The 11,296-nt window shown below is 58.5% G+C and carries 10 protein-coding genes; 3 read left to right on the top strand and 7 right to left on the bottom strand.

Annotated features, from left to right (window positions below; all coding sequences use genetic code 11):
* The 3 genes from GHO03_RS11760 to leuA form a co-directional block, all read left to right on the top strand.
* Nucleotides 1-322, top strand: a 322-nt coding sequence (locus GHO03_RS11760; RefSeq protein ID WP_306108792.1) for an exodeoxyribonuclease VII large subunit, incomplete at its 5' end; no start/stop codon positions are given.
* A gap of 3 nt (nucleotides 323-325) precedes the next feature.
* Nucleotides 326-1,150, top strand: a complete 825-nt coding sequence (locus GHO03_RS11755) for a peptidoglycan DD-metalloendopeptidase family protein (protein WP_095018339.1) — start codon at nucleotides 326-328, stop codon at nucleotides 1,148-1,150.
* Nucleotides 1,151-1,495: 345 nt separating this feature from the next.
* Nucleotides 1,496-3,175 (top strand): 2-isopropylmalate synthase, encoded by a 1,680-nt coding sequence (gene leuA, locus GHO03_RS11750; protein ID WP_095001460.1) that lies wholly within the window; start codon nucleotides 1,496-1,498, stop codon nucleotides 3,173-3,175.
* Between the two features lie 211 nt (nucleotides 3,176-3,386).
* Here leuA and GHO03_RS11745 read toward each other — a convergent pair whose 3' ends face one another.
* The 7 genes from GHO03_RS11745 to ispG all read right to left on the bottom strand — a co-directional run bounded on the left by GHO03_RS11745 (nucleotide 3,387) and on the right by ispG (nucleotide 11,293).
* Nucleotides 3,387-4,178: an amidohydrolase gene (locus GHO03_RS11745; RefSeq protein WP_153380724.1), complete on the bottom strand. Its 792-nt coding sequence runs from the start codon at nucleotides 4,176-4,178 to the stop codon at nucleotides 3,387-3,389.
* On the bottom strand, nucleotides 4,166-5,314 hold the full coding sequence (locus GHO03_RS11740; RefSeq protein ID WP_153380726.1) for a pyridoxal phosphate-dependent aminotransferase: 1,149 nt from the start codon (nucleotides 5,312-5,314) through the stop codon (nucleotides 4,166-4,168). Before GHO03_RS11740 ends, GHO03_RS11745 begins: the two co-directional genes overlap by 13 nt.
* Before the next feature lie 123 nt (nucleotides 5,315-5,437).
* Complete coding sequence (gene der / locus GHO03_RS11735; protein WP_016779615.1) at nucleotides 5,438-6,907, bottom strand: ribosome biogenesis GTPase Der; 1,470 nt, start codon at nucleotides 6,905-6,907, stop codon at nucleotides 5,438-5,440.
* Nucleotides 6,908-7,045: 138 nt separating this feature from the next.
* Nucleotides 7,046-8,197: an outer membrane protein assembly factor BamB gene (bamB, locus tag GHO03_RS11730; RefSeq protein WP_095001463.1), complete on the bottom strand. Its 1,152-nt coding sequence runs from the start codon at nucleotides 8,195-8,197 to the stop codon at nucleotides 7,046-7,048.
* Nucleotides 8,190-8,831: a tetratricopeptide repeat protein gene (locus GHO03_RS11725; RefSeq protein WP_178102644.1), complete on the bottom strand. Its 642-nt coding sequence runs from the start codon at nucleotides 8,829-8,831 to the stop codon at nucleotides 8,190-8,192. Before GHO03_RS11725 ends, bamB begins: the two co-directional genes overlap by 8 nt.
* 40 nt (nucleotides 8,832-8,871) lie before the next feature.
* Nucleotides 8,872-10,161, bottom strand: coding sequence for a histidine--tRNA ligase (gene hisS / locus GHO03_RS11720; RefSeq protein WP_095001465.1), 1,290 nt, complete (start codon nucleotides 10,159-10,161; stop codon nucleotides 8,872-8,874).
* A gap of 22 nt (nucleotides 10,162-10,183) precedes the next feature.
* Nucleotides 10,184-11,293 carry a flavodoxin-dependent (E)-4-hydroxy-3-methylbut-2-enyl-diphosphate synthase gene (gene ispG / locus GHO03_RS11715; RefSeq protein WP_086795918.1) on the bottom strand — a complete coding sequence of 370 codons (1,110 nt, stop codon included), beginning with the start codon at nucleotides 11,291-11,293 and terminating at the stop codon, nucleotides 10,184-10,186.
* Between the last annotated feature and the right edge of the window lie 3 nt (nucleotides 11,294-11,296).

Here is an 11,296-nt window from a genome sequence, read left to right as displayed (position 1 = left end):
ACAACATCCGGGGCGTCAGCTGGCCATGTTGCGCCAGCGTCTGGACAGCCTGGCCGAGCGCTTGCCCCGGGCCATGCGCGAAGGCCTCAAGGCGCGCCGCATGCAGCTGCAAAACCAGATGCAAACCCTGCATGTGGTCAGCCCGCTGGCGACCCTGGGCCGTGGCTACAGCATCCTGCTCGATGAAAAGGGCAATGCCGTTCGCCGGGCCGCGCAAACGCAAAACGGTCAGCGCTTGACCGCCAGGCTGGGCGAAGGCGAACTGCAAGTGCGCGTTGAGGACAATCACCTCACGCCTGTCACCCTTTCTTTACTGGATTAACCAATGCCACGTTTTTTCTCTGCCGTGCTGTTGCTGTGCCTGACTTTCAATGCTCAGGCGGCTGACAGCTATATCACCCGCCTGCTGAACAAACCGGTGCCCGGAGGGGTGGCCGTGATTGAACTGGGCAGCGGCGCCCAGGCGCCCAAGGCCAGCTATGACGGCAAGCCGGTCATGGTGATCAAGGAACAGGACACCTGGCGGGCGATTGTCGGCATCCCGTTAACGGTCAAACCCGGTAGCCAGCAGATCACCTCCGGCGGGCGCAACCTGAGCTTTGCGGTGGGCAGCAAAAAATACCCCGAGCAACACATCACCTTGAAAAACAAGCGTCAGGTCAATCCCGACCCGGCCGATATCAAGCGCATCGACAACGAGCTGGCGATCCAGATCAAGGCCTACCGCACCTTCAGCCCCAACACGCCGAGCAACCTGTTGCTGGACAAACCGGTCAATGGCCCGCTGTCGAGCAAGTTCGGCGTGCGCCGCTTCTTCAATGGCGAAGAGCGCAACCCTCACGCCGGGCTCGACTTCGCCGTACCTGCTGGTACACCGATCAAAACCCCGGCAGCGGGCAAGGTAATCCTGATCGGCAATTACTTCTTCAATGGCAATACGGTGTTTGTGGATCACGGCCAGGGCTTTATCAGCATGTTCTGCCATATGTCGAAAATCGACACCCGCGTGGGCCAGCAACTGGCCCGTGGCGATGTGGTGGGCAAGGTTGGCGCGACAGGTCGGGCCACGGGCCCGCATATGCACTGGAACGTCAGCCTCAATGATGCGCGGGTTGATCCGGCGATTTTCATTGGTGCCTTCACTCCCTGAGAAGCGCTCAAAAAGGGAAAATGCCTCGTGGCACGCGAGGCAAGCCCTCCCTTTAAATCACGCAATATCGAGCAAGACATTTATCAATACGCGCTATAAAAACGCGCATCTCTCGTCTTATTGAGCATTTATCTCAATATTTTTTATAGGCTTGCCATCTTTCCCGCCAATGGTTAGGGTTGAGCCTATGAACACACCTCACGTCCTCATTCTGCTTCGCCAACATCGCAGCCTTTGCCTCGTCAGTGCACGACTGCAAAGCTAGTTGCGGTGCCTCGCCTTCTGCTTTGTTTTTTTCCGGCTCGCCGCGTCTGAATCGCAGGCCTGCATATTAAGGATAGCCTGATGACCATGCTCAAGAATCCATCTTCCAAGTACCGCGCCTTCCCGGTCATTGACTTGCCCGACCGTACCTGGCCGTCGAAAACCATCACCCAGGCGCCGATCTGGTGCAGTTCCGATTTACGCGACGGCAACCAGTCGCTGATCGAGCCGATGGATGCGGTAAAGAAGCTGCGATTCTGGAAAACCCTGGTCAGCGTAGGCGTTAAAGAAATCGAGGCATCGTTCCCGGCGGCATCGCAAACCGACTTTGACTTTGTCCGCACCCTGATCGAAGACGGCCATATACCGGACGACACCACTATCCAGGTGCTGACCCAGGGCCGCGAAGACTTGATCGCCCGCACCTTCGAATCGCTGCGCGGCGCGAAAAAGGCCATCGTCCACCTGTACAACGCCACTTGCCCTGCTTTCCGCCGCATCGTGTTCAACCAGGACAAGGACGGCATCAAGGAAATTGCGGTCAGCGCGGCGAAGCTGTTCGTCAAATACGCCGCTCAGCAGCCCGAAACCCACTGGACGTTCGAATACTCGCCAGAGACCTTCAGTGCCACCGAACTGGAGTTCGCCAAGGAAGTGTGTGACGCGGTAATCGAAGTGTGGAACCCGACGCCTGAGCACAAGATGATCCTCAACTTGCCTGCCACCGTTGAGTGCGCGACGCCGAATATCTACGCCGACCAGATCGAGTGGTTCGGCCGCAATATCAATCGCCGTGACAGCGTGCTGATCAGCCTGCACACCCACAATGACCGTGGCACCGGTGTAGCCGCCACCGAGCTGGGCCTGATGGCTGGCGCCGATCGTGTCGAAGGCTGCCTGTTCGGTAACGGCGAACGGACCGGTAACGTCGACCTGGTGACCGTGGCCCTGAACATGTACACCCAGGGCCTGGATCCGCAGCTGGACTTCTCCGATATCGATGGCGTGCGCAAGGTTGTCGAAGAGTGCAACCAGATCCCGGTGCACCCGCGTCACCCGTATGTGGGCGACCTGGTGCACACCGCGTTCTCGGGTTCGCACCAGGACGCCATCCGCAAAGGCTTCGCCCAGCAGAAACCGGACGCCCTGTGGGAAGTGCCGTACTTGCCGATCGACCCGGCGGATATCGGTCGCAGCTACGAAGCCGTGATTCGGGTTAACAGCCAGTCGGGCAAAGGCGGGATCGCTTACCTGCTGGAACAGGAATATGGCATCAGCCTGCCACGTCGGATGCAGATCGAATTCAGCCAGGTGGTACAACGCGAAACTGACCGTCTGGGCCTGGAAATGACTGCTCAGCAGATTCACAGCTTGCTGCGCACCGAGTACTTGCAGGCCAACACTCCTTACGCGCTGGTCAGCCATCGCTTGCAGGAAGAGAACGGTCACAGTGCGGTCGAAGTCGAAGTCTCGGCCAAAGGTGACGGCGAGACCAATCTGCGCTGGAGCGGCAAAGGCAACGGCGCGCTGGAAGCACTGGTAGCCGGCCTGCCGGTCAATGCCGAAATAATGGACTACAACGAGCATGCGATTGGTGCTGGCACCAACGCCAAGGCTGCGGCTTATATAGAGTTGCGGGTCAATGGCGGCCGAGCCGTGCATGGCGTGGGCATTGATGAAAACATCACCACGGCAAGCTTCAAGGCATTGTTCAGCGCTCTGAACCGTTCCCTGAGCGAAGCCGAGGCGAAAGCCGCGTAAACGTTGGCCTGAAACGCAAAAGCCCCCAAGGTGAGAACCCTGGGGGCTTTTTATTGCATCATGACCGGCAATCACCAGCCCCTGTGGAAGCGGGCTTGCTCGCGATTCAGGCGGCGCGATTTGGCAGGCAGACCGCGGTGATGCCATCGCGGGCAAGCCACGCTCCCACAGGTTTACGTCGTACACACAAGCTGATAACTGCTTCTACAAATCAGCGCAGATCAAAACTGTCCGCATCCAGGTTGGCCGGGAAGCGCTCGCGGTAAGCACCCAATTCGCCCGCATTCAGGCTCATGGTAAATACGCCATCCGCCTCCCCTGCACTGAGCAGCGACTCGCCCTGAAAATCGAGGATATGACTGTCCCCGGTATACACCAGACCTTTGCCGTCCGTGCCCACCCGGTTCACCGCCGCGACATAACACAGGTTTTCGATGGCCCGCGCCGGCAGCAAGCGGTTCCAGTGCAACCGCCGCGCACCCGGCCAGTTGGCGGTGTACAGCAACAGGTCGGTGTCATGGGGGTCGCAGCTCCACACCGGGAAGCGCAGGTCATAGCAAATCAGCGGGCGAACACGCCAGCCCTTGACCTCAAACTGGACCTGACGCTCACCCGGAGTGAAATGCTCATGCTCACCGGCCATTCGGAACAAGTGGCGTTTGTCATAATGCAGCACTTCGCCATCCGGACGCGCCCACAACAGGCGGTTGCGGTGGCTGCCATCCGCCGCGAGCACAATCACGCTGCCCGTCACCACGGCATTGAGCCTTTGTGCCTGCTTGCGCAGCCACTCGGTGGTCGGGCCGCTTTCGGGCTCAGCAAGGGTACTGGACTCCATGCTGAAGCCGGTGGTGAACATCTCAGGCAAGACCACCAGGTCAGCGCCAACAGCCTGCTCAAGCAACTCTTCGAAATGATCGAAGTTGGCCTGACGGTCATGCCAGGCCAGCGTGGTTTGCACCAGCGCTACGTTTAAATCGGGTAATCCCTTTAGATCACGCATAGTTTCTCTGCTGCTTCACGCAGCGTCTCCTCGCGTTTGGCAAAACACAGTCGAACCAGCCGTTGCCCTGCGGGCGGGGCCTGGTAGAACACCGACACCGGAATGGTGGCTACACCATGCTCACGGGTCAGCCACACCGCCATGTCGACATCATTGAGGTCCGGACGAATTTGGGAGTAATCCACCAACTGGAAATACGTCCCTGCCACCGGTTTGAAAGTAAAACGCGATGGGCTCAGCAAATCACAAAACAGGTCTCGTTTGGCCTGATAAAACCCGGGCAACTCTTCAACGTGCTCGGGGTGGGCACTCATAAAGTCAGCCAATGCATATTGCAGGGGAGTGACCCCACAAAAACTGACGTACTGGTGAACCTTGCGCAATTCGGCGGTCAGAGCCGGCGGTGCCACGACATAACCGGTTTTCCAGCCCGTAACGTGATACGTCTTGCCGAAAGAGCTGACCACGAATGCACGATCGTACAGTTCAGGATGGGACAAAACACTGACATGGGGCACGCCATCGAACACCAGGTGTTCGTACACCTCATCGCTGATGAGGTAGATATCCCGATCAGCAATCAGGCGGGCCAACTGGTCAAGCTCGGCACGGCTGATCAAGGCACCACTGGGGTTGTGCGGGCTGTTGAGAATGATCATGCGCGTGCGCGGGCTCAGCGCATCTTCAAGCTTTTGCCAGTCTATCGAAAAGTCATCCAGCCCCAACTGCACATGCACACAACGGCCACCCGCCAGTTCGACCGAAGGCTCGTAGCTGTCGTAGCACGGATCAAACACAATGACTTCATCGCCAGCATGAATCACGGCCTGAATGGCGCAGAAAATAGCCTGGGTAGCGCCAGGGGTGATGGTCACTTCAGTGTCAGCATCCACCTGTGCGCCATAGCTACGGGCGATCTTGGCCGCCACTTGCTGACGCAACGCAGGCAGGCCGGTCATTGGGGAGTACTGGTTATGGCCACTGGCAATGTGCTGGCCAACTGCATCACGCAACGCCTGCGGGCCATCGAAGTCAGGGAACCCCTGAGACAGGTTGAGTGCGCCGGTTTCTGCCGCGAGCTGCGACATGCGCGTGAAGATGGTGGTGCCGACGTTCGGCAACTTGCTGGTGATCATGGCCGTTCCCTGTTGAGTTCCCGGCACTGACTGCGGCACAGGACCCACCGAGGATAGCCCAAACGCCTGACACGAAAAAGGGTCCTTTCGGACCCTTTCTCATTACGCTTTGAGCTTGCGCGGTTAGCGCTTGTCTTTGCGATTTTTCTCGGCTTTCTTGTGGTGCGACATCATGCGACGTTTCTTGTTGACCTGACGGTCGGTCAGCGAGTTCTTGTTGCCTTCGTACGGGTTCTCGCCACCTTTGAACTCGATGCGGATCGGCGTACCGACCAGCTTCAAGACGCGACGGTAGGTGTTTTCGAGATAACGGACGTAAGACTTCGGCACCTTCTCAACCTGGTTACCGTGAATCACGATAATCGGCGGGTTGGCACCACCCAAGTGGGCATAACGCAGCTTGATCCGGCGGCTGTTGACCATCGGTGGCGCGTGCTCGCTAACCGCATCTTCCAGAATCTGGGTCAGGCGGTTGGTCGGCCAGCGGGTAACCGCCGACTTGAAGGAGTTTTGCACCGACTGGTACAGGTTACCCACGCCAGTGCCGTGCAGCGCCGAGATAAAGTGGATATCGGCGAAGTCGACGAAGAACAGGCGACGGGTCAACTCGACCTTGACGAACTCGCGCTCGCTAGGAGTCATGCCGTCCCACTTGTTGATCGCGATAACCAGAGCCCGACCGGCCTCCAGGGCAAAGCCCAACAGGTTGAGGTCGTGGTCAACCACGCCTTCACGGGCGTCCATCACAAAGATCACCACGTTGGCGTCTTTGATCGCTTGCAGGGTTTTGACCACGGAGAATTTTTCAACTTCTTCGTGGATCTTGCCGCGCTTGCGCACACCGGCGGTGTCGATCAGCGTGTACTTCTCGTCGTTACGCTCGAACGGGATGTAGATACTGTCGCGAGTGGTACCCGGTTGGTCATAGACGATTACCCGGTCTTCACCAAGCATGCGGTTGACCAGGGTCGATTTACCGACGTTCGGGCGACCGATGATTGCGATCTTGATGCCGTCTTTTTCGCTAGGGCCCGGAATGCGCTTGGCTTCCTCACCTTCGAGAACAACTTCTTCTTCGCCGTCTTCCGGCTCTTCTTCGTCACGCGGGAAGTTGCTCAGGGCAATTTCCAGCATCTGCGTGATACCACGGCCATGGGCACCGGCGATCGGGATTGCATCGCCCATACCCAGCGGCGCGAACTCGGCGCGAGCCATGTCCGGGTCGATGTTGTCGACCTTGTTGGCCACCACGTAGGAGCGCTTGTTACGTTTGCGAAGGTGTTCGCCGATCATCTGGTCAGCGGCAGTGAAACCCGCCTTTGCATCTACCAGGAACAGAACGACGTCAGCTTCTTCGATGGCCAGCAGCGACTGCTCGGCCATTTTTTCGTCCATACCGTGCTCGTCACCGGAGATACCGCCGGTGTCGACCAGAATGTAGGAACGCCCTTGCCACTTGGCCTCACCGTATTGGCGATCACGGGTCAGACCGGACAAGTCGCCGACGATGGCGTCACGAGTCCTGGTCAGGCGGTTGAACAAGGTGGACTTGCCGACGTTTGGTCGGCCCACCAGGGCGATTACGGGAACCATGCGGCTCTCCACTTCGTTATTTCAGAAAATACAAAAGCCGCTGCAAGGCAGCGGCCAGAGTTCGGAACAGCACAAATGTGCCGCAAACCTTGCCAGAGCAAGGCTGCCCGAGGCCCTAGAGCCTCAAGCATAGACGCCTTAGCGAATGGTCAGGGCTTCCAGTTTGCCGCTGTTACCAAACACGTAAATCATGTCACCGACCACCAGCGGACGTGCCCGAAGGCCATCACTGTCAACGCGGGTACGGCCCACGAAACGACCATCGACCTGGCTGAGCAGGTGCAGATAGCCTTCCATGTCACCGACTGCCACATAGCTGGAGAAGACCTCTGGAGCCGACAATTGGCGGCGTGCCAGAGCATCATTGCTCCACAGCGAGGTGGTCGAACGCTCGTCAACGCCTTCTACAGTGCCCGACGCCAGGCTGACGTAGACGCTGCCGAAACCTTGGGCGACACCTGCATAGCTGGAAGCATCACGCTGCCAGAGCACGCGACCCGATTCCATTTCCAGTGCCGCCATGCGGCCCTGGTAGCTGGCGACGTACAGTGTACCGCCAGACAACAGCAGGCCACCGTCGATATCGACAATGCGTTCAAGCTCGGAGCGACCCTGCGGGATGGCAACACGTTGCTCCCACACAGGCACGCCGTTGCGGGTATCCAGGGCGACCACTTTACCGGTCGACAAACCGCCGATGGCCAGGTGATTGGTCACCAGTGGCGCCCCCGTACCACGCAGGGTCAGCACGCCTGGCGTGCTGTCATACGTCCAGCGCTGATTGCCGGTGTCAGCATCCAGACCGATCAGACGATCGTCCTGAGTCTGTACCACCACCACATCACCGTTGGTCGCAGGAGGTGCAAGCACTTCGCTGTTAACGCGAGAGCGCCATTTTTCTTCGCCTGTGCTGGAATCCAGGGCAATCACGTCACCTTGCAAGGTGCCAAGCATGACCAGGCCATAGCCCAGGCCAACTGCGCCGGAAACAGGCAGATCGAGGTCTTTTTTCCACTCAACGTCGCCGTTCATGCGGTCCAGAGACATCACCACGCCCGTTACGTCAGCAGCGTAGATATTATTGCCTTCAACAGCCGGAACCAGCATGTTGTAGGTTTTGCCCTGACCGTCACCGATCGAGCGGCTCCACTGCTTTTGCAGCACGACTTCTTCTTTGAAGTCGGTCAGCTCCGCCGGTGGCAATTCTTTTTTGCTGTTGCTGCTGCAACCCGCGGCCAAAACGACCAGAGCCAGCAATGCTGCATGTTTCCATCGCATCACGTCACGCATCCCCTTTGGCCAGGTCATCGAGCTTGATTTGCAAGCCGCCTACTGCTGCTTCATCCGACAATCCGGCCTTGGCCTTCTCGTAGGCTGCACGCGCATCGTCAGTACGGCCCTGCTGCACCAGCAGGTCGCCCTTGAGTTCTTCACGGCTGGCCAGGAATGCCTTGTCCGAGTCGCCTTCCAGCAGCTTCAGGGCATCGTCAACCATGCCCTGTGCGGCCAGTACCTGAGCCAGACGCTGACGCGCCACTTCGCCCAGAGTGGCATTGGCCGGCTTGTCGACAATGACTTTCAGCTCGGTAGCCGCGTCATCAAGCTTGCCGTTATCCACCGCCACCTTGGCCACAAACAGGCCGCCAAATTGCGAATAGGCAGTGCCTGCGTATTCACTTTTCAGCTTGTTGGCCAGATCCGCCACGCGGGCCACATCCGGCTTGCCGTCAGGGGTGAGCGTGGTTTCAAGCAATTGTTGGTAGAGAACCGACGCACCTTGCGACTGATTCGCCTGATATTTGTGCCAGAGCTGCCAGCCGGACACCACTACCAGCGCAAGCAAGCCGCCAGTCAGCAGGGGTTTGCCGTTGCGCTGCCACCAGTCTTTCAACTCGCCCAGCTGATCATCTTCGTTACTCGACACCCCAACACTCCTTATTCGCTAAATCGGCTGTTTTGCAGCTTCAACCCTGCACGATGCAGGTGGCCAAGTGCTCGGCTAGAGCATCCCAGGCAATCGTTTGTTGTTCGCCCTGGCCACGCAGGGGTTTTACACCTACCACTTGCTGGGCCAATTCGTCGTCACCCAGGATCAGCGCAAACAGTGCACCGCTCTTGTCAGCCTTTTTGAACTGGCTTTTGAAGCTGCCCGCACCGGCATTGATCTGCAGGCGCAGGTTTGGCAGTTGATCACGAACGCGTTCGCTCAAAGCCAGGGCTGCCAGTTCGGCGGCTTCGCCGAAAGCACACAGGTAAACATCGACCTGACGTGCGATTTCTTCGGGGATCTGCTCAAGGGTTTCGAGCAGCAGGATCAGGCGCTCGATGCCCATGGCAAAACCGACACCGGCAGTAGGCTTGCCGCCCATCTGCTCGACCAGGCCATCATAACGACCGCCCGCACACACGGTGCCCTGGGCGCCCAGTTTGTCGGTTACCCATTCAAATACGGTCTTGCTGTAGTAGTCCAGGCCACGAACCAGCTTCGGGTTTATCGTGTACGGGATGCCGGCGGCATCGAGGCGAGCCTTGAGGCCCTCGAAATGCACGCGGGACTCTTCGTCCAGGTAGTCCACCAGTTTCGGTGCATCCACCAGAACCGCCTGGGTATCGGCGTTCTTGGTGTCGAGCACACGCAGCGGGTTGGACTTGAGGCGACGTTGGCTGTCTTCGTCAAGTTCGCTCAGACGCGAGGACAAATACTCGACCAGGGCCGCACGATAGCGCGCACGGGCTTCGCTGGTGCCCAGGCTGTTGAGTTCGAGCTTGACCGCATCGCGGATACCCAGCTCGCCCCACAGGCGCCAGGTCAGCACGATCAGTTCGGCATCGATGTCCGGACCATCGAGGTTGAACACCTCGACGCCAATCTGGTGGAACTGGCGATAACGGCCTTTTTGCGGGCGCTCGTGACGGAACATCGGGCCGATGTACCAGAGTTTTTGCACCTGGCCACCGCCGGTGATGCCGTGCTCAAGCACCGCACGCACGCACGCCGCAGTCCCCTCAGGACGCAGCGTCAGCGAATCGCCGTTGCGGTCCTCGAAGGTGTACATCTCTTTTTCGACGATATCGGTCACTTCACCGATCGAGCGTTTGAACAGCTCGGTGAATTCGACGATTGGCATGCGGATCTGCTTGTAACCGTAGTTATCCAGCAAACGCGAAACCTTGCTCTCGAAGTAGCGCCACAGAGGCGTCTGCTCCGGCAGGATGTCGTTCATGCCACGAATGGCTTGCAAAGACTTGCTCACAATAAATCCTTTATTCGTCTGGTTAGCCGCGCGCGATAACGGCTGCGTCAGCTTCGACCTTTTCGGCCGCCTTCTGCCGGATCAGTCTTTCGAGCTCATCCACCAGATTGTCATTCGTCAGTTTCTGCGACGGCTTGCCGTCGATGTAAATCAGGTTGGGTGTACCACCGGTGAGCCCCACATGGGCTTCCTTGGCTTCGCCAGGGCCATTGACCACACAACCGATCACGGCAACATCCAGCGGCACCAGCAGGTCTTCGAGGCGAACTTCAAGTTCGTTCATGGTTTTCACCACGTCGAAGTTCTGCCGCGAGCAGCTCGGGCACGCGATAAAGTTGATGCCGCGCGAGCGCAGGTGCAAGGACTTGAGGATGTCGTAACCGACTTTTACTTCCTCAACCGGGTCTGCTGCCAGGGAGATGCGGATGGTATCGCCAATTCCTTCGGCGAGCAGCATACCTAGGCCCACGGCAGATTTCACTGTGCCTGAACGCAAACCACCGGCTTCGGTAATGCCCAGATGCAGCGGCTGGACGATTTCCTTGGCCAGCAGACGGTAGGCTTCAACCGCCATAAACACGTCGGAGGCCTTTACGCTGACCTTGAAGTCCTTGAAATTCAGGCGTTCAAGGTGCTCAACGTGGCGCAGTGCCGATTCGACCAGAGCGGCAGGCGTCGGTTCGCCGTATTTTTTTTGCAGGTCTTTTTCCAGGGAACCGGCGTTGACGCCGATTCGGATCGGAATACCGCGATCGCGGGCTGCATCAACCACCGCCCGCACACGGTCTTCGCGACCGATGTTGCCCGGGTTGATGCGCAGGCAGTCCACACCCAACTCTGCAACGCGCAGGGCGATGCGGTAATCGAAGTGAATGTCGGCGACCAATGGCACCTTGACCAGTTGCTTGATCCGGCCAAAAGCCTCGGCTGCGTCCATATCCGGCACGGAAACCCGCACGATATCGACACCCGCGGCTTCCAGGCGGTTGATTTGCGCAACGGTTGCAGCGACGTCATTGGTGTCACTGTTGGTCATGCTCTGCACAGCAATAGGGGCATCGCCACCTACAGGTACATTACCGACCCAGATTTTGCGCGATTCGCGACGTTTGATTGGTGATTCGCCGTGCATGAC

It is taken from the genome of Pseudomonas sp. FSL R10-1339 (genome assembly GCF_009600545.1).
Lineage (GTDB): Bacteria > Pseudomonadota > Gammaproteobacteria > Pseudomonadales > Pseudomonadaceae > Aquipseudomonas > Aquipseudomonas bubulae.
This window is presented reverse-complemented; position numbering and strand designations above follow the sequence as displayed.